We start from the raw sequence: 17,984 nt of genomic DNA, 5'->3' as shown, positions 1-17,984 counted from the left end.
TCGGGGGTCCATCGAGAGTGGCCGGAGCCGGACGTAGTGCGCAATCCGTACGTCTACGGATCTATAGGGCGTTGTTAGCCGTAGTTGGCGAAGCAGAGCGCCTCGATGTCGGCACGCAGCGTGGCGAACGGCCGCGGGCGCACCCGCTGCTGGACGACCGTGCCGAGCAGGTACGACAGCAGTGCGCGAGCCCGAGCGCGCGGGTCGTCGACGTCCAGCGGGGCGAGCAGCTCGGCCAGCAGCTCGGTGAGCGAGGTGAGCATGACGTCGATGGCCTGCGGGTGTTGCGCGCGCCCGGCCGCGATCCAGTACTCGAACCAGAGGAAGGCCGCGTTCGGGTTGGCGGCGAAGACGCTCAGGTACTCCTCGAGGACGGCGAAGAGGCGTCGACGGGGCTCGTCGTGCTTCGCGGCGACCTCGCGCAGCCCCGCGGCGAAGGCGGTGATGTGCGCGGCCATGGCGCGGTCGATGAGGACGTCGATGTCGGCGAAGTAGTAGTGGATCGCGCTCTTGGTGAGCGGTCCGGCGTCGGCGATGGCCCGCACGGTGCACCCGGCGAGGCCGTCGCGCGCGAGGACGACGCGGGCGGCTTCGACGATCTGTTCCTGCTTGGCCAGCTGGTTGGGAGAGAGCCGCTCGCTGCGACCGGGGACTGCGCTCACGGTGATTCTCGTTACCTTCTTCCTGGACGGCAGCCCCGAATCCTAGGGCAGACGTCCTGCGGATGACCTTCGGGTGAAAAACCGGATTGGCCACCCCGGTCCGCGCAGCGGACAATGCGCGCATGGTGATCTCAGGGGACAAGGGGCTCAGCTCGGCCGCGCGCAGCCAGCTGGAGAAGGAAATCGCGAACTTGCGCGCGCAACGGGCAGCACTCGCGCCGCAACCCGGCGAGCAGGAGCGCACCGGCGACGCGGCGGACCAGGCGGACGTGATCGACCGCGCGGAGTCGGCGGCCCGGCTCGACCGCCAGATAGCGGATCTGGCCGCGAAGATGGAACACGGCGGCTACGGCAACGCCCAGCTCCCCGACGGCACAACGGTGGCCCTCCGCTTCTCGGACGGCGACGAAGAGACGTTCCAGGTGGTGACGGTCCCAGGCGAGGACGCGGACGCGATCACGTCCGACAGCCCCCTGGGCCTGGCCCTGGTAGGCCGCAAGGCGGGCGACGAGATCACCTACCGAACCCCCCGAGGCGACGCCAAGGCCACAGTGCTGAAGGTAACCCCACCGAAGTAAGACCCCAGCCCCCAGCGAAGGCCGCCTCCCCGCGGGAGGCGGCCTTCGCTGTGCGGATTTGACCCATAAGGGTGGTTCCCAAGAACAAAATCCGCGCCCACAACGCGAACGTAACCACGACGGGGGGCCGGGGGCGGAGCCCGCCGGACGGGGTGCGGGGCGGAGCCCCGCAAGATACGCGAGACAAGGAAAAAGGCCCCCGCCCACTGGGGGCAAGGGCCTAGCACCTTGTCGAGCCGCCTAGGGGAATCGAACCCCTGACCTATTCATTACGAGCGCAATTCGTCACTTGTTGACCTTGGCTGCAACCCGTCGACCTGCAGGTACGCAGTCCATGAGCGTCCATGAACGTCCATGATCAGTTAGGCCAGTTGTCACTCAGACTGACACTCACCAACCTCGCATCGCAGAGACCGAAGATCCGGGGCCGGACGCGTACACACGCGCCGTCGGACAAGGGATTCCACCGCAGAGTACCGCCATGATCACCATGGCAGCGTTACCGTGAACGCCGGCCGCGAGTAGACATCGTGTTCCAACTCCGGCCGCAGTCGCTCTCGCGAGGCTACCGAGCCCTGACCAGCTACGACCTCAGGTCGCACTCATAGACCTCGCACTCAGCCACCCTCGACAGACTTGGTCAGCCTGTAACACAGAGTTACCACATGCTCGATTGACTTCGGTCACCCTCTGCAACATCGGTGAACTGTTCACACGGTAACCAATTTGTTACTAACCGCGCGTAACCCGGAGCCCCTGACTCGCGACTCCTGATCTAAGCATTTCGTACGTTTGGAGGCTTCCGTGACCGCCGAAGCAATCGTCATGAACAAGTCGGCAATCGCCATGGCGGCTGATAGTGCGGTCACAATCTCCGGCGGACCGCGAGGGGCCAAAACCTACGACACGGTCAACAAACTCTTCGAACTTGCTAAAGGGCAACCTGTCGGAGTCATGATTTACGCCAATGCCGAGCTAAATGGAATTCCTTGGGAAACTATCATCAAAGGCTACCGGGAAGACCGGAATCACAAAGCCCTCCCTCAGCTTTCCGACTACGTCGAAGATCTCAAGAAGTACATTGAATCCAATACGTCGATGTTTCCCGACGAGACAGATAGCTACACCATCAACAACGGTGCTTATAATGCACTACTTCCCGTCTTTCGTCACTTTGACGACCACTCCGAGGAATGCATTCAGTCGACCGGTCGGATCGTTAAAAGTCGAGTTAAGGCCGTTCTAACCGAAGCAATCGACCAAGCCGAGAGCGAGCTCAGCCAGGTAGACGACTCAACCTGGGCTACCACTCTCGGAATCGACACCATATCGAAGCAGTGCACACCTCAGATACAGACTCTCGTCAAGGAGCTATTTTCAGCGTTCGACCTGACAAATAAGTTAATCGGACGTCTGGTCAACCTGTGTCTGATGTATCTCACGAAAGACGTTATCGACCCCGCCGAAACAGGCCTCGTTGTCGCAGGCTTCGGCAGCACAGAATACTTACCAAGCAGCTACGAAATCACCCTGCGAGGCAGGTTCGACAATCACCTGATGACACTCAAGGGGGATGACGGCAAGATTTCCGTCTCTAACCCCTCTCACGTGCAGACTTTTGCCCAAGACGAAGAAGCCAAGGCTTACCTCAGCGGAGCGAACTCCGCAGTACGAGAAAGAATAATTGGCTACTGGCAGAATTGGATGAAGAGCGCGCGAGAGAATGCTCTAGAAGCAGCCTTAAACGTAGACGGAGTATCAGCCGAGCTTGCAGGCAAGCTAGCAGAGTCCTTCTTTGAACACGCTCACGAGAATGTGCACAAGTTCCTTGCCGAGATGCAAAAGCACCAGGACAGAGAACTGCTCGCGCCAATCTGGCAGAGCATAGCGTTGCTACCCAAAGATGAGATTGCCGTCGTAGCCGAAAGCTTAGTTAACCTGACATCCCTGAAACAGCGAATGAGTATTCACGAGGTGCAGACCGTAGGCGGCGCGATCGACGTTGCACTGATATCCAAGGGAGACGGCTTCGTCTGGCTCAAGCGCAAGCATTACTTCCCTGCGGAATTGAACCCGTCTTGGGCCTTGACACACAGTGGTATAATCAAAACTGCGGTTTACTAGGCCTAATTCGAGGTTAATCGACACAGAAAGGGTGCAGCGAAAGTGGCTAGGACAAGCAAAAGTGCCGCCAATGAATCCGCGAGCCAGAAGAAGTCCGCCCTTGAAGAGTTGCACCGAATGATTCCCGCTCACGTCCGCGATAACTTGAGCCGAGACAAGTCCCGTTCACACACCTCGCGCCAGAATCGGGTTGTCGCGGATCGCTTGGACGCAGTCGCAAAACTTATCGGGCGCGCAGGCTAAACATCAAATGCTCGCTGTGGCGACTACACCGTAGTGAGTAGCAAGCTCGGCAAACCGCTGACCTTGACGACGAGTCGCTCGATCAATTAGCAACCGCATCGTCTTCTTGCCGAGCGGCTGGTACCGCACCCAGTCCGGCGCGAGATCTCGTGCCTCCGCGAGCCAACCGAGCGCATCACGGTCACGCCTAAGGTCCGTCGCCACGGCCGCCAGAAGCAGCCTGTGGCCAGCCTCCCAAAAGGCAGGGACGTCGCCCGCAGTGTCCGGTACGGCGGCCGCCAGGCGGAGAGCTTGTTCGGGGTCGCCTGCCCGCGCCGCAAGTTCGACGTTCTGGAGTGCCGCGACGCGCGGGCCGAAGATTGCGGCCTCCGAAGCCGTGTCGCCCCGCGATCGGATCGCAGCCGCATGCGCCGCTGCGAGGAGGTCCTCGGCGCGGCCAGCGCTACCAGTACGCAAGGCTGCGGTTGCGGCGTTGAACAGCAGGTTGCCGAAGACGCCCGCACGTACCGGGTCGCGGTCGAGCATCCGCGGTTCGATCGCGGCCGCGGCCTGCGTAGCGACGCGCTCAGCATCCTCGGCCCGGCCCTGGCGGACCAACGTCCACGCGAGGTACCGCAGCGAGATCGCAGCCTCGACCTCGGGAGCGTCCGACTCGGCCGCGGCCGCGATCGCCCTGGCGGCGGAGGTGTACGCCAAGTCGTCGAAGCCGAGTCGGCCTGCGATGCCGGCGCCGAGTCGGTAGGCGGTCGACAGGACACGGTGCGCGCCGGCGCGCTCCTCGTCGCGGGTGTCGCGGACGCCTCGACGGGCGTCGGCCAGGACGACCGGCAGCGCATGCAGCAATTCGGTGTGGCGGCCGTCGACGTACGCCCTCCAGGCCGCATGCGCGCTGGCCGTGAGTTCCGGGAGCGGCAGCAGCTCGCGGGTGTCGGCCAGGTCGTCAAGACCGGGGATAGACGCGTCCGCGGTGATCGCCCGGCGAAGAGGAGCCACATCGACGTCGCGTGAGTGTGGCGCTGGCAGCGTGCCGAGCAGAACTTCGACCGGCACGCCGAGCGCGGCCGCGAGCTTGCGGAGGGTGGCGGGTCGGCTGGTCGTCCGAGTGCCCTGCTCGATGCGCGCCACGGTGTCGACGCCGACCGACGCAGCCTCGGCGAGTCCCTCTTGGGAGAAGTCGCGGGCTTTGCGGATGCGCGTCAGGTTCTCGGCGAGCGGGTTGCGAGCGGTCATCCGTCCTCCGACTGTGTGCACACAGTAACCAGACTACTGCGCTATGCGCCTGCCGTCTTCACATATCAGCAGCTCACCGGCGCGTGCGGCGTCGAGGGCCACCGCGATGCGGCGCGCGAGGATCGGCTTCAGGCGCGATGCCGCGGTGTCGAGCGGCAGCAGCTCCACCGACAGGATCTCGGGGTCCGTGATCGTCAGGGCCTTGATCTCGGCCTCGGCGACCAGACCGCCGTCGAAGACGTACGCCATCCCCTCCGGCATGCGCGAGTCGTCCGGGATGTAGTCGATCACCAGCAGGTTGCCGAGCGGCCGATCGATGCCGACCTCTTCAGCGACCTCCCGAGCTGCCGTACGCCAGGGCGGCTCGCCTTCCTCGCACGCACCGCCCGGGATGTCCCAGTGCGGCTTGTACGACGGCTCGACGAACAGCACACGGTCGGCCTCGTCGCGGAAGAGGACGCCTGCGGACATGCGCTTGCGGTTGAGCGAGCGCACGTACTCGTCGAAGGGGAGCAAGTCCACGAGGCGAGGCTACCGGCGGCGAGCGACGTCCCGCTGATCTATGCCTTTCACGCCTAGTTCGTGCACGTTGACCTGCTGAAATCGTGGTTACCGGCTGTGTTTTGGGTGTCCAAGTTCGACGACAGTTGATCAGGTGACGGCACAAGACGGGGGCTCGACCGGACGCGAGGACCGGCCGACGTTCTGGTGCGGCGGCTCGCTGTTCAACACCGGCGGTCAGCGGCTCAACGAGATCGACTGGAACACGAACCAGCACCCGAAGACGCACGCTGACATGACCGATGCCGACTGGGAGCAGGCTGCCGCTGCGCTTCGGACGTTCGAGGTCGAGCGGGGACTTCGATGACCACGTTGGAAGACCGCCCGGTGAGGCAAACGGCCGGCCATCGGCGAGATTTCTGGGAGTGGCACGAGTTCACCGACGGCGACGGCTGGGCGCACCTGTACCTGCACTCGGAGATGGCGAACCCGCGGCTCGTGCTGCTGCTGCCCTGGTGTCTGATCAACGATCCGTTTCCGCTGGAGCACGACCGCCCGAGCGTCAGCCGCGGTCGGGTGATCCCGAAACCCGGCCGGATATGCCCCGTCTGTGCGAGCCAGAACGAGCACCGGCGAATCGAGGTGCCGCGTGCACGCGCGTGATCGCGAACTGCTGGCCGGCCTCTCGAAGATGAACTCCAGGATCGGGAGCGTGACGGTCGAGCTGCTGACCCTCCAGCCCAACGACGCGCGCTATGCGGCGGCGTTGCGCACACTCGCCTGTCAGCTGGCGCAAGCCGGCGCCGCGCTGGCTCGGCGCGCCGGCGAGTTGGACGGCGGCGACGTCGATCTCGTGAAGCTGTTGGACGCCCCGAGCGAAGACGCTCAACGACTGAACGGAGCGGGTTGAACCGTGACCGACGCTGCACCCCGACCTGCCCTCATCGCGCTCGCAGACGGCCTCCGCGACGCCCGTACGCGCCGCGGCGTCGGCCTCCGCCGGCTCGCCGACATGATCAATCTTCACCCGGGAGTGCTGTCGAGTTTCGAACTTGGCAAACGCGTACCGCCGGACACGACCGTGGCGCACATCCTCGGCGTCCTACGCTCGCCGAACGCCGTGTGCGATCAGCTCGTCGACCTCGCCCGTCGAGCCCACGAACGAGACTTCATCGACCACGCCGGGCGCGCCGAAGACCTCCTGCGGACGACGTATGAGCAGCGGTCGACGCACGTCTTCGAGTGGTCGCCGACCCTGATTCCGGAGGCTCTGCAGACCGTCGAGTACGCCCGCGCGCTGCGGGATACTGGACTGGTCGAGCCCAGCTCCGACGCCGGTCGCCGATCGCTCGCCCAAACTGTCCAGGAACTCACTTCGCCGTCGGGCACGGAGCCGCGACGCACCTACCTGATCGGCGAGGCCGCTACTCGTTCCGACTTCGGCTCGGCGGACGAGTTTCGCGCCCAGCTCGACGCGGTGGTCGCTCTGACACGCCGTCCGTGTGTGTCCGTCCGTCTCGTTCCGGCAGTCGAGTGCCCGCCCGGCCTGGTCGAGCGATTCACCCTGTACGAGAACCGTGCTGGTGCCTTCACGGTCGCCGTGCCGCACCACCGCGGAGCCGTCTTCATCACGCACGAAGACACCGTGACGGCCTACAGGAAGACCGCTAAGGCGCTACAGCGCCACGCCACCGACACCGGATGGCGTTAACCAGCTCCCGGCCAGCGCGTCCTGACCTTCCTCCAGGCGGCGCGCTGGCCGGGTTCCACCCACGCGTCATTCGCCGCGCACACGTTCCCGCCGAAGCTCTAGCCTGGCTGAGGCACCCCGATAGAGGAGTCTGATGACCACGACGAAGGCCTTCACGTCAGAGCGGACACAAGCCGTCTTCGAGGCAGCGTGCGCCTTCGCCGGGCTGGACGCGGCCGGCGCGAAGCGGGTCCGGTTCGGGGAGAACGCCATCTTCCGCCTGGCCGACAGCTCGGCCGTCGTCCGCGTCGGACGCTCGATCCCCGCGGCGACGAAAGAAGTGCTTGTCGCCGGCTGGCTCGCGGAGAACGCGTTCCCCGCGGCCACGTCGCTACGCAGTGCCGAACAGCCGTTCATCGAGGACGGGCTACCCGTCACGTTTTGGAACTGCCTCGAAGAGGACGACACCCCAATCACGCCGGCGGAGTTCGGGAAGCTGCTCCACGACCTGCACGCGCTCCCCCATCCGAAGGACTTCCGCCTTCCGGCGTTCTCCCCGATGCCGAAGGTGGAACCGCGCCTGCAGGCTCTGAAGGGCAAGCTCCCTGAGGCTGACCTCGACTTCCTGCGCGAGCGATACGAAGAACTCGCCGAGAAGTTCCAAGATCTTGAGTTCCCGCTCCCCGCCGGCCCCGTGCACGGCGACGCACACCCCGGGAACGTCATGCGCGCCCCGGACGGGACGCTGAACCTGATCGACTTCGAGGACTTCGCTTACGGGCCGCGCGAGTGGGACGCGGCCGTGCTTTCGGTCCGTCACCAGGCGTTTGGCTGGGCTTCCGAGGCCGAGTACGACTCGTACACCGAGGCGTACGGGTTCGACCCGATCAGCTGGGACGGGTTCCCCGTGGTCAGGGCTACCCGTGAGCTGAACATGACCATGTGGCTCTCGCAGACCGTCGACGAGTCCACCGAGGTCAAGGCCGAGGTGCAGAAGCGGATCGCCGACCTACGCGACGACCAGGCGCCCCGCCACTGGAAGGTCTTCTGACGGCAGGTGGATGCTGGCGAAGTCGAGGAACTCCTTCACCAGCGGGTCGCCGGCATGTCCGCCCAGCCGTCCGCGGAAGTCGTCGAGGTACGAGATGACGCGGAAGGACTTCAGCTTGGCCGCGGTCTCGACGACGGCCCTGGCCACGTCCAACGCCTCTTCAAGGTTCCCGCCTTGCAGGTGCGACGTGGCGAGCACGGTCCGGCAGAACGAGAGGCTCCGCACGTAGGTCGACTCCGAGGCCGCGATCGACGCGGCGGCGTGATGGTTCGCCAACTCGGCGTTTCCGATGTCGCGGAAGCAGTGCGCGAACTCGGCGTGTAGCTCGGCCTCGTCGAAGTAGTGAATCCACTCGGGGTCGTTGTCTCGGTTGCCCTGGCCGTGCCAACGCTCGGCCGTGAGCAGCGCGGCCGTGACGTCCTCCTGACGACCGAGCGACGCGAGCGCCCTTGCTTCCATCGCGTGGAAGAGCGCCATCGTCGTCGGAGTGGCGTAGCCGTTGGCGCCCTTGTACGCGGCTCGTGCCAGGTCGACGGCGCGTTGGAAGTGTCCGAGGAAGTTCGCCTGATGAGACATACCCGCGAGGATTCGACCGCACAGCGGCTTGTCGCCGGCCGCCTTCGCCAAGCGGAACGCCTGCGTCAGGTACCGCTGCGCGAGCCCGTGCGCGCCCGTGTCGTACGCAGTCCAGCCGGCGAGCCGCGTCAGGGCCGCGACCTCTCGGAAATACTCCCGTCCGACCGGGTCTTGCGGGGACACGTGCCCGATGTTCGGCAAGATCTCCTGGTCGAGGAACGACGCCACGAGCGACTTCGGCCGGCCCCCGCCGTACTTGTAGTCGAAGCTGCTGAACATCGCGGTTGCCTCACGCACCGCCTCGACGTCCACGACGGTGATCGAGCGCGGTTCGGCTGGCGGCCGCGATCCTTCGTTGTCGGAGTCGGTCAGCCACCGGATGACCAGGCCGCTCCATGCTTCCGGCACAACGGCCAGTGGACCGACCCGCTTCGGCGTCCGCAGCTCGAGTTCGGTGATCGCGCCCAGCGCGACCAGGCTGTGCGCGATCTCTTCGGGGTACTCCAGGCCGACGTCGTCCGAGGTGGTCTCAGTGCCACCGCCAAAGCCGAGCTCCTCCAAGCTGACAGGCCGACCTAGCAGCTCGCCGAGGACGCCGGCGATCAGCTGGCAGGTGCGCGGGTGCGGCTTCGTGCCGTCGAGCCAGCGCTTGACCGACACGTGATCCGCGCTGACAAGCCCGCCGCCGTCTCTCTGGCTGCGCTCGCGCACACGGCGAGCGAAGCCCTTGTTAGTCGCCCCCGCCTGTCGCATAACCGCAGCTAGAAGTGCGTTCGGCTGCTTCCCCTTGTCGACCACCGGTACCTCCGAAGGTCATTAAAGCACCCCCCGTGCACCCCCCACGTGCAGAAATGCACCCCCGCGTGCACGCTGCTGCACCCCCGCCCCTGCGCGGTTTCCTGAGTTCATCAGCGACAACGCCGGATCGAAACCCCGATCCGGATCGGCCTCCAGGCCCGTCGCAGAGCGAAAGGAGACCGTGATGGCGAAGAGCAACTTCCCGGTTATGAAGAGCGGGAGCGGCCTGGTCGGGAAAGCGATCGGTTTGGTGATCGGGCTCGCGATCATCGTGCTGATCGTCAAGTACCCGGCTGACTCGGCGAGCTGGGCCAGCGGAGCGGCTCACGGCGTCGGCGCAGTGATCGACGGCGTCGTGACGTTCCTCCGCGCCCTGTTCGGCTAGTTCTCCCCCAGCTTCCGCTCGATCTCGCCGAGACGCTTCCTGATCTCGGCAATGGCCTGCCAGACCCGCTCGTCTCCCGAGGCCTCGGAGCGAACCCCGGAGTCACCTTCGGCCGGCTGGGTGCGCACGAACGAGCCCTTGCCGTGCCGGATCACCACCAGGCCCTCTTCCCTGAGGTGGGCAACGGCGCTCTTGGCCGTGTTCACCGCGACTCCCCAGGAATCGGCCAGTTCCTGGTAGGTCGGCAGCTGCGCTCCGGGGGCGTACTCCCCCGAGAGGATCGCGGCCCGGAGACCGCCGGCTACTTGCAAGAACGGCGCGCGCGGGTCGTCCGGGTTCAGGGATGCCATACCACCAGCGTAGGCCAAGTCAGTTGGCTAAGTCAGTTCTCCCATGTCAGTTGACAGAGTTAATAGACAGGACTTACGTTGAGTTCCGGCCGACACCGGCCGCTCCCGAGCGGGAGACCTACAAGTCGTTGGAGTTCACACCAATGGATGACCTCATCCCTTTGCCCAGCTACGCCCCGGACGGACTGACCGAGTCGGACATCGACGCGATGATCGCCGAGTACTTCGTGACGGCTCACGACCAGAAAGCGGAGAGCGCCAGCCTGGCGCCGAGCACGGACCGGGCCGCGACGCATCGACACGTCCGGCGCATCAACCGCCAGACCGTCAGCTCGGCTCTCCGGGGCCGGTTGGACAGCCCCGGCGCGGCCGCTTGAAGCCGCCCCGGCCCGGCGCACGGAACCGCCAAGAACCACCCGCCGGACCGGGCTTCTCCCAACCACTTCCAAGCCAGTCAGGAGAACACCCATGGTAGGGCTCGACACGCCCACGAACACCCGAAGCGCGTACCCGCCTTCGGTCACCGACCTGCTGCCCCGTGTCCGTGAGTTCGCCGCGGACCTGGGCGAGTGCCCCTCGCGGAACCGGATCATGACCGAGTTCAAGGTGGGTGCGCCGAAGGCCCGCGCCATCCTCGCCGCGCTGAACGAGGAGGCCGACACCGAGCCCGTGCGGAAGCTGCACGCGGTGACGGAACCCGCCGAGGTCGAGGACTCGGATCAGGAGTCCGAGATTCCGGCAGAACCGGCCTCGGATGACGCAGAGGCGCAGGTCAACGTCACCGCAGACCCGGGCGTGACGCCGGAGAAGGTGCGGCGGATCAAGCTCTGGCCGGTGCTCCTCCTGGCCCTGCCGGCGTTCGTCGCCGTCTGGAGCGGCTGGGTCGGTCTCGGCAGGCTGACCGGGTTCGGCCCGATCCAGCTCCTGCCAGGGATCTGGGACCACCTGACGATCAACTCGGCGATCACGCTCCCGATCGGGGTCGAGACCTACGCGGCGTTCGCCCTGCGGGTCTGGCTGTCCCCGGCGACCCGGACCCACCGAGTCCGCAACTTCGCGAAGTGGTCCGCCCTGGGCTCGCTCGTCCTCGGGATGGTCGGCCAGGTCGCCTATCACCTGATGTCCGCCGCGGACGTCGAACGTGCTCCCTGGCCGGTGACCACGCTCGTCTCCTGCCTGCCGGTGGTCGTCCTCGGCTGCGGCGCCGCCCTCGCACACCTCGTACGCGACACCACCGACCAGGAGGTGAACGACTGATGAGCACCACCAACGAACCGCAGAGCGGCCGCGTGATCGCGTTCCCCAGCACGGCCCCCGTCGAGGCCGACCCGTTCGTCATCGACGCCGAGTCCGGCGACGAGGCCGCGGAGCAGTCGCCGGCCGTCCCGGTCGACCGCCCGGTCACGGACGGCTCGTCCTGGCTGGACCGCCTCCGCTCACAGAACCGCCAGGCGATCATCCCCGGCTACCTCAAGTCGACGGCCGACGCGAAGGACGCCGCGAAGTGGGTGGGGAAGCACTACGCGCATAAGGCCGGCTACCACGCTGCCCGGTCGCCGCTCTACGCGCTTCGGCTCGCGGTGCGCTCCCCTCGCGGCCTTTTCCTCCTGCTCGCGGCGACCGGCCGATACGTGACCGACGCTGAGGGGCGCCCGGCCCGCTCGGAGACGGCCACTGCCGACAAAGCCGATCTCTACCTGAAGCTGTCACAGCAGCGGGATCGGCGAGTCGTACTCCGGCTGATTCAGCTCGGTCTCGTGTCGACGGTCGGCCTGGTCCTGGTGTTCACGCTGCCGAAAGTCCTGCCGGAGTGGGTGATCTGGGCCTGCGGCGCCATCGCGGTAGGACTGCTCGGAAAGCTCGGGTCCACCCGGGACAACCCGGTGGTGTCCTCTCGCGCCGTCCTGTCAACGCAGGTCCAGAAGCTAACGAGTGACAACGTCGTTCAGGCGCTGTCGGTGCTCGGCATCACGGGCATCAACCAGGCCCTCACCAAGAACCCGAACGCGATCGGGTTCACGGCACCGATCACTCGCGACGGCCCCGGCTGGCGCGCCGACGTCGACCTTCCGCCGGGCGTCACGGTGTCCGAAGTGGTCGAGCGGCGCGCGAAGCTCGCGTCCGGCCTCGGCCGTCCCCTCGGCTGCGTCTGGCCGGAGGGCAACGCCGAGGTTCACCCCGGCCGAATGGTCCTCTGGGTCGGCGATCAGGACCTGTCCAAGACGCGACAGGCAGCCTGGCCACTGCGGAAGCCCGGCACCGTGGACCTGTTCAAGCCTCAGCCGTTCGGCACCGACCAGCGTGGCCGGTGGGTGGACATCACCTTGATGTTCATTTCGATGATCATCGGTGCGATCCCACGGATGGGTAAGACGTTCGCGCTACGAGAGCTGCTGCTGATCGCCGCGCTGGACCCGAGGGCCGAGTTGCACTCGTTCGACCTCAAGGGAACCGGCGACCTCTCGCCGCTGGCGCCGGTGTCGCACCGGTACCGCGCCGGCGACGAGCCGGAGGACATCGCGTACGCCGTCGCCGACCTGCGGGCACTCGCCGACGAGCTGCGGCGGCGCGCGAAGGTGATCCGGGAACTGCCGAAGGACCTGTGCCCGGAGAACAAGGTCACGCCGGAGCTGGCCGGCAAGAAGTCGCTCGGCCTGCACCCGATCGTGATCGGTGTCGACGAGTGTCAGAAGTGGTTCGAGCACCCCGACTACGGCGCGGAGATCGAGGAGGTCTGCACCGACCTCGTGAAGCGCGGCCCGGCACTGGGCATCGTCATCATCCTGGCGACGCAGCGGCCGGACGCGAAGAGCATCCCGACGGCGATCAGCGACAACGCGGTGATGCGGTTCTGCCTCAAGGTCACCGGCCAGCAGGCCAACGACATGGTGCTCGGCACCTCGTCGTACCGGAACGGCATCCGAGCCACCACGCTGTCCTTTCGGGACAAGGGCATCGGGTACCTGGCCGGCGAAGGCGACGAGCCGCGCATCACCCGCGGCGTGTACATCGACGGCCCAGACGCCGAGAAGCTCGCCGCCCGCGCACGAACCGCACGGCTGGCGGCCGGACGGCTGACCGGCTACGCCGCCGGCCTCGACCTCACGTCCGAGGAAGACGAGGACACGAGCACCTTGCTCGCCGACGTGCTGACCGCGATCGGCGACGCCGAGAAGGCGTGGTCGGAGCGGATCGTGGACCGGCTCGCCGAGCTGCGGCCGGCGGTCTACGGCCCGTGGGCCGAGCTGCCGACCGGGGCGGCGAAGGCAACCCAGCTCTCCACCGCACTGAAGCCGCTCGGGATCCCCACGAAGCAGGTGTGGGGCAACGACCTCGACACCGGCAAGGGCGCCAACCGGATGGGCGTCAAGCGCGAATGGATCGCCGACGCGCTGACCGAACGTGATCGGAACCGCAAGAGCGGCTAGCTCCCACAGGGCTCTAGGTCTAGAGCCTCGCCCCTCTAGACCTAGAGCCCTCCCTAGACCACAACAACACCGCTGATCAGCGCCCTAGCACCTAGAGGCGCGGGCCGAGTGCGGCCAAAAACAGCCTCGGAGGCTTCGTTGAACCCCCTCAGCAACCCGACCGTCGTGCTCTTGATCCTTCTCATGATCGTCACTCTCGGCTACTCGTGGTCGTGCGCGGTCTACCCGTACAAGCCGTGCCGCTCCTGCCGGGGCTTCGGCGCTTTCCGCTCGCCGGTGCTCCGCGCGATCCGGCTCTGTCGGCGGTGCGGCGGCACCGGTCGCACGCTCCGCGCCGGCCGCCGCGCCTACAACTCCTGCCTCCGTGCTCGCCGGTCGTACCGCGATCTCCGCGACCGCGACCGCCGCGACAACAGCCGCTGACGCGTAGCTCAATCGAAAGGCCACCCCATGAAGACCACATTGCTCGACCCCGAGCGTCAGTTCCTGGGCTGCGTGATGCAGGTCCGGCTGACCGGAGCCCGGCGTCTGCTCGGCGGCATGCGCGCCGACGACTTCGGCTCGCCGATCGCCGCCCGCGTGTTCCAGCTGGTCATCGAGCTGACCGGCGCGGGCCACGCACCGACCCCGATGGCCGTGATGGATCACGCCCGGGAGCGGACGGCGACCGAACCGCGGTCCGGCGGCGCGCACCGACTGCACAGCCTCGGCCTCTGGATCGTCGAGACCTACACCGACGGCCCGATCCTGCCGCCGCCGTACTACGGCGCCTGGCTCAAGGCCGTCGTGCTCAAGAACGCTTACCGCCGCGCCGTCCGCGAGCACGCGGCCCGCCTGGTGCAGGCCGTCGAAGACGACTCGCCAACGGACATCGTCCGCAACCAGCTCGACGACACCGAGCGGCTCGACGAACTGTGGCGGCGCTACCGCGAGGCCGGAGGCGACGACGAACCGACCGCACGCCTGGAGGTGGCTGCCTGATGTCCGGATTCGACGACACCCTGTCCGTGATCGACTTCGTGATCTCCGAAGAGCCTGTGCCGAACTGCCAGCAGTGCGACCGACCGCGTGGTGACTCGCCGTCCGGCGACTTCTGCTCGGAGAACTGCCAGCGCGTCTGGCGAGGCCGCCACGTCGCGGCGAAGCCGGCCGAGGACGGCGGCGCCCAGCCGAGCGAGTCGCTCCCGGAGACCGTGCCGGTCAACCCGCTCACCTGGCTCGGACCGGTCCCCGCCGGCGCCTTCGCGAAGCCGGGTCACGAGGTCCTCGACGCGGTCGTGACGTTCGTGTCGCGCTTCTCCGCATTCGCCAACGAGCACGCCGCACCGACGCTGGCGCTCTGGTACGCCCACACCCACGTCGCCGAACGGCTCTACGTAACGCCGAGGCTGATCCTCGACTCGGCGGAACCGGGGAGCGGCAAGACGCGTGTGCTGGAGGTCGCGCAGTACCTCGTGGCCAAGCCGGAGATGACGATCAGCATCACGCCGGCCGCGATCTTCCGGATGCTCGCCGACGGGCCGATGACGCTGCTGTTCGACGAGATCGATGCTGTGTTCAACCCGAAGACGGGCGGGAACAACGAGGACCTCCGCGCGCTGCTGAACGCGGGCTACAAGCGCTCGGCGACCGTGACGCGGTGCGTCGGCGACGCCAAGAGCATGAACGTCACACGGTTCCCGGTCTACGCACCGGTCGCGCTCGCCGGGATCGCCGGCGGCATGCCGGACACCATCACCACACGGGCGATCACCGTGCACATGCGCAAGCGCCGCTTTGACGAGGTGGTCGAGGAGTTCATCGAAGAGGACGTCGAACGCGAGTCGGCGCCGGTGCGCGCCGAGCTGGCGGAGTGGGTCGGGCGCGTCGGCGACGAGGTGAGCCGCGCACGGCCCGACCGCCCGGACGGCGTGCGCGACCGGGCGGCCGAGATCTGGCGGCCGCTCCTGGCGATCGCCGACGCTGCCGGCGGCCATTGGCCGGAGACCGCACGCAGGGCGTGCCGTCACTTCGTGCTCGAAGCAACCGCGCAACCGGCCTCGATCGGCGTTCGGCTGCTGGCGGACATCCGGCAGATCTTCGCCGCGGAGAACACCGACCGCATGGTCACCGCCGAGCTGATCCGCGAGCTACACGCCATCGAAGACGGTCCGTGGACCGACGTCCAAGGCAAGCTCCTCGACAGCCGACGTCTCGCGAAGGAACTCGACCGGTACCTAGTCCGGCCGAAGGACCTCAAGATCAGCGGCAAGACACTCAAGGGCTACCGCATCGACGGCGACGGCGGCCTCGCCGACGCCTGGAGCCGCTACCTCCCACCGCCCGAAGCGGGCGCGACGTCCGCGACCACCGCGACCTCGCAGGTCGACGCCGCATCTGGCGTCGCGGCGGCGCCGGGTTCTGCCGCGACCTCCGCAACCGGGGTCGCGGACGGTCGCGGCACCCAACAGCCGCTCGCACCCGTGCTGACCAGCCCGGTCGCGGTGGTCGCGGACGTCGCGCCTACCAAGCCGGACCACGACACCGAGGGGGATCGATGAACGCCGCACCCATGCCGGTCGCCGTGCCCGAACGGCACCTCTACCGGATCACCGAGGCCATGCGCCTGCTGTCGATGAGCCGCTCGGTCATCTACGAACAGCTCCGTTCGGGACGCCTGCGCTCGGTCAAGCAGGGACGCGCCCGGCTCGTGCCGGCCGTCGCCATCCAGCAGTACGTCGAGCTGCTGATGAAGGAAGCCGAGGTCAGCTATGACGAAACGGCGTAGCCGTGGAGACGGCGGGCTCTACTGGTCGGAGAGTCGTCAGCGCTGGATCGCCGAACTGACGACCGGCTACCGGCCGAACGGGAAGCGGATCGTCCGCAAGGCGAGCGGCAAGACCAAGACCGAAGCCAAAGACAAGCTCAAGGAGCTGGTCCGTGACGTCGAAGAGGGCGCCGCTCACGCGTCGACCGGGTACACGGTCGAGCAGACGGTTAACGACTGGCTGGTGAGCTACGAACGCGGCGAGCGAGACCCCAACACCGTCAAGGCCGTCCGGTCCCTGGTCAACAACCACATCGTGCCCGCGATCGGCGCCCGGCCTCTGGTGAAGCTCGAAGTCGACGACGTCGAAGACTGGCTGGCGGAGAAAGCCGAAGTGTTGGTGACCTCGACCTTGCGCAATCTCCGCTCCATCCTCCGCCGGGCGATCAACCGCGCTCAGGTGCGCAAGCGGGTTCGGTACAACGTGGTGCTGCTGTGTGACGAGCTGCCAGCCGGCAAGGGAACCGGACGGCCTTCGAAGGCGCTGACGCTCGCACAGGCGGAAGCGGTGCTCGCGGCGGCGGAGTCGTCACCGATGCGTGCCTACATCGTGGTGTCGCTGCTGACCGGCGCGCGGACTGAGGAGATGCGCCCCCTCACGTGGGACCACGTCGACCTCGCGGGCAGGCCGGACGCAACGCCGGCGATCCCGCCGAACGTCAAGGTGTGGCGTTCGGTCCGCGCCCGCGGCGAGACGAAGACGAGGAAGTCCCGGCGCACGCTGGCACTGCCTGAACGAGCCGTCAAGGCGCTGGAGGCGCACCGGGAGGCCCAGAAGACGGTAAAGACGGTCGCAGGCAACGACTGGCACGAACAGGGACTCGTGTTCGCAACCAACATCGGCACCGAGCGGGACGTCAACAACGTCCGGCGGGACTTCCGCCGGGTGATCAAGGCGGCTGGGCTCAACCCGACGCAGTGGACGCCCCGGGAGTTGCGGCACAGCTTCGTCTCGATCCTCTCGGACGGCGGAATGCCGATCGAGGAGATCTCGCGGCTGGTCGGGCACAGCAGCACCGCCGTGACGGAGCTGGTCTACCGGAAGCAGATTCGCCCAGTCGTAGAGTCGGGCGCAACCGCAATGGACCAGCTTCTCCCGCGGCAGGAGTGCCCTGTCGCGGGAGAGGCTGGTGGGAAACCGGACCGCTGACCTGCGGTCCGTCCTCCGGTGACGGGTCCGGAGCCGCCGGACTCGTCACCGATATTTGCCCAGCACACCGTCTTTTGTTAAGTACCGGGCTGTGACTTCACCTGGATGCGCGCTTACGCTGATGGATCCAGCGCCGGATGCGCCCGTAGGTGGTGGTCACGGTAGCGCAGAACCCGATTGATGCGGTGGCGAACCGCAGGCCGGTGGTGAGCTGGGGTAGCCAGTCCCAGATCGTGTGTGCGGCGGCGATGATCATGGAGAACATCAGGCTCCCTGCTGTCGGAGAAACGGTGAGGGGCCAACCGTCGATGTCTGTGTGTCTGGTTCACGCCGTTATGGACAAGCTGGAAGACTGGACAGGCTTGTCGGGCATTGGGCGCCTTTCGTAAGGCTGTCGGGACGATGAGGAGGG

At 66.8% G+C, this 17,984-nt stretch carries 22 protein-coding genes; 16 read left to right on the top strand and 6 right to left on the bottom strand.

Features of this window, described 5'->3' with window-relative positions; translation table 11 throughout:
- Positions 1-74 precede the first annotated feature (74 nt).
- The gene (locus tag ACZ7OU_RS09515) at positions 75-662 is read right to left on the bottom strand and encodes a TetR/AcrR family transcriptional regulator (RefSeq protein ID WP_470240704.1); all 588 of its coding nucleotides are present in this window, start codon (positions 660-662) and stop codon (positions 75-77) included.
- A gap of 122 nt (positions 663-784) precedes the next feature.
- Between ACZ7OU_RS09515 and ACZ7OU_RS09510 the strand changes: the two genes are divergently transcribed.
- On the top strand, positions 785-1,240 hold the full coding sequence (locus tag ACZ7OU_RS09510) for a GreA/GreB family elongation factor (RefSeq protein WP_470240703.1): 456 nt from the start codon (positions 785-787) through the stop codon (positions 1,238-1,240).
- An 804-nt stretch (positions 1,241-2,044) separates the two neighbouring features.
- A complete protein-coding gene (locus tag ACZ7OU_RS09505) occupies positions 2,045-3,364 on the top strand; it encodes a hypothetical protein (protein WP_470254766.1) in 1,320 nt (439 codons plus the stop codon).
- Between the two features lie 246 nt (positions 3,365-3,610).
- On the opposite strand, the gene ACZ7OU_RS09500 is transcribed toward ACZ7OU_RS09505, so the two are convergent.
- Both ACZ7OU_RS09500 and ACZ7OU_RS09495 read right to left on the bottom strand, forming a co-directional pair.
- A complete protein-coding gene (locus tag ACZ7OU_RS09500; RefSeq protein ID WP_470254765.1) occupies positions 3,611-4,837 on the bottom strand; it encodes a helix-turn-helix domain-containing protein in 1,227 nt (408 codons plus the stop codon).
- A gap of 33 nt (positions 4,838-4,870) precedes the next feature.
- Positions 4,871-5,359: an NUDIX domain-containing protein gene (locus ACZ7OU_RS09495; protein WP_460437917.1), complete on the bottom strand. Its 489-nt coding sequence runs from the start codon at positions 5,357-5,359 to the stop codon at positions 4,871-4,873.
- A gap of 133 nt (positions 5,360-5,492) precedes the next feature.
- On the opposite strand from ACZ7OU_RS09495, the gene ACZ7OU_RS09490 reads away from it, so the two are divergent.
- The 5 genes from ACZ7OU_RS09490 to ACZ7OU_RS09470 all read left to right on the top strand — a co-directional run bounded on the left by ACZ7OU_RS09490 (position 5,493) and on the right by ACZ7OU_RS09470 (position 8,079).
- Positions 5,493-5,705, top strand: a complete 213-nt coding sequence (locus tag ACZ7OU_RS09490; protein ID WP_470254764.1) for a hypothetical protein — start codon at positions 5,493-5,495, stop codon at positions 5,703-5,705.
- Positions 5,702-6,001, top strand: a complete 300-nt coding sequence (locus ACZ7OU_RS09485; protein ID WP_470254763.1) for a hypothetical protein — start codon at positions 5,702-5,704, stop codon at positions 5,999-6,001. The genes ACZ7OU_RS09490 and ACZ7OU_RS09485 overlap by 4 nt, the downstream gene beginning before the upstream one ends.
- Positions 5,988-6,248 (top strand): hypothetical protein, encoded by a 261-nt coding sequence (locus ACZ7OU_RS09480; protein ID WP_470254762.1) that lies wholly within the window; start codon positions 5,988-5,990, stop codon positions 6,246-6,248. The genes ACZ7OU_RS09485 and ACZ7OU_RS09480 overlap by 14 nt, the downstream gene beginning before the upstream one ends.
- A 3-nt stretch (positions 6,249-6,251) precedes the next feature.
- Positions 6,252-7,049 carry a helix-turn-helix domain-containing protein gene (locus tag ACZ7OU_RS09475; protein ID WP_470254761.1) on the top strand — a complete coding sequence of 266 codons (798 nt, stop codon included), beginning with the start codon at positions 6,252-6,254 and terminating at the stop codon, positions 7,047-7,049.
- Positions 7,050-7,182: 133 nt separating this feature from the next.
- A complete protein-coding gene (locus ACZ7OU_RS09470) occupies positions 7,183-8,079 on the top strand; it encodes a phosphotransferase family protein (RefSeq protein ID WP_470254760.1) in 897 nt (298 codons plus the stop codon).
- Here the strand turns inward: ACZ7OU_RS09470 and ACZ7OU_RS09465 are convergent.
- Positions 8,038-9,366 carry a hypothetical protein gene (locus ACZ7OU_RS09465; protein WP_470254759.1) on the bottom strand — a complete coding sequence of 443 codons (1,329 nt, stop codon included), beginning with the start codon at positions 9,364-9,366 and terminating at the stop codon, positions 8,038-8,040. The two genes, ACZ7OU_RS09470 and ACZ7OU_RS09465, sit on opposite strands and share 42 nt — an antisense overlap.
- 271 nt (positions 9,367-9,637) lie before the next feature.
- On the opposite strand from ACZ7OU_RS09465, the gene ACZ7OU_RS09460 reads away from it, so the two are divergent.
- Entirely contained in the window at positions 9,638-9,838 is a 201-nt protein-coding gene (locus tag ACZ7OU_RS09460) for a hypothetical protein (RefSeq protein ID WP_470254758.1), read from the top strand.
- Here ACZ7OU_RS09460 and ACZ7OU_RS09455 read toward each other — a convergent pair.
- Entirely contained in the window at positions 9,835-10,188 is a 354-nt protein-coding gene (locus ACZ7OU_RS09455) for a GntR family transcriptional regulator (RefSeq protein ID WP_470254757.1), read from the bottom strand. The two genes, ACZ7OU_RS09460 and ACZ7OU_RS09455, sit on opposite strands and share 4 nt — an antisense overlap.
- A 143-nt stretch (positions 10,189-10,331) precedes the next feature.
- On the opposite strand from ACZ7OU_RS09455, the gene ACZ7OU_RS09450 reads away from it, so the two are divergent.
- The 8 genes from ACZ7OU_RS09450 to ACZ7OU_RS09415 all read left to right on the top strand — a co-directional run bounded on the left by ACZ7OU_RS09450 (position 10,332) and on the right by ACZ7OU_RS09415 (position 17,572).
- The gene (locus ACZ7OU_RS09450; RefSeq protein ID WP_470254756.1) at positions 10,332-10,565 is read left to right on the top strand and encodes a hypothetical protein; all 234 of its coding nucleotides are present in this window, start codon (positions 10,332-10,334) and stop codon (positions 10,563-10,565) included.
- Positions 10,566-10,656: 91 nt separating this feature from the next.
- Entirely contained in the window at positions 10,657-11,445 is a 789-nt protein-coding gene (locus ACZ7OU_RS09445) for an ABC transporter permease (RefSeq protein WP_470254755.1), read from the top strand.
- Positions 11,445-13,616: a P-loop NTPase family protein gene (locus ACZ7OU_RS09440; protein WP_470254754.1), complete on the top strand. Its 2,172-nt coding sequence runs from the start codon at positions 11,445-11,447 to the stop codon at positions 13,614-13,616. Before ACZ7OU_RS09445 ends, ACZ7OU_RS09440 begins: the two co-directional genes overlap by 1 nt.
- A 183-nt stretch (positions 13,617-13,799) precedes the next feature.
- A complete protein-coding gene (locus ACZ7OU_RS09435) occupies positions 13,800-14,039 on the top strand; it encodes a hypothetical protein (protein ID WP_470254753.1) in 240 nt (79 codons plus the stop codon).
- 27 nt (positions 14,040-14,066) lie between these two features.
- On the top strand, positions 14,067-14,597 hold the full coding sequence (locus ACZ7OU_RS09430; protein ID WP_470254752.1) for a hypothetical protein: 531 nt from the start codon (positions 14,067-14,069) through the stop codon (positions 14,595-14,597).
- Positions 14,597-16,156, top strand: coding sequence for a DUF3631 domain-containing protein (locus tag ACZ7OU_RS09425; RefSeq protein ID WP_470254751.1), 1,560 nt, complete (start codon positions 14,597-14,599; stop codon positions 16,154-16,156). The genes ACZ7OU_RS09430 and ACZ7OU_RS09425 overlap by 1 nt, the downstream gene beginning before the upstream one ends.
- Complete coding sequence (locus tag ACZ7OU_RS09420; RefSeq protein ID WP_470254750.1) at positions 16,153-16,383, top strand: helix-turn-helix domain-containing protein; 231 nt, start codon at positions 16,153-16,155, stop codon at positions 16,381-16,383. Before ACZ7OU_RS09425 ends, ACZ7OU_RS09420 begins: the two co-directional genes overlap by 4 nt.
- On the top strand, positions 16,367-17,572 hold the full coding sequence (locus ACZ7OU_RS09415; RefSeq protein ID WP_470254749.1) for a site-specific integrase: 1,206 nt from the start codon (positions 16,367-16,369) through the stop codon (positions 17,570-17,572). The genes ACZ7OU_RS09420 and ACZ7OU_RS09415 overlap by 17 nt, the downstream gene beginning before the upstream one ends.
- A gap of 97 nt (positions 17,573-17,669) precedes the next feature.
- Here ACZ7OU_RS09415 and ACZ7OU_RS09410 read toward each other — a convergent pair whose 3' ends face one another.
- Positions 17,670-17,837, bottom strand: coding sequence for a hypothetical protein (locus tag ACZ7OU_RS09410; protein ID WP_470254748.1), 168 nt, complete (start codon positions 17,835-17,837; stop codon positions 17,670-17,672).
- Positions 17,838-17,984 lie beyond the last annotated feature (147 nt).

This window comes from Amycolatopsis sp. NPDC114505, assembly GCF_055633615.1.
Note: the sequence above shows the minus strand (reverse complement) of the source record. Positions and strands in the feature narration are given on the sequence as shown.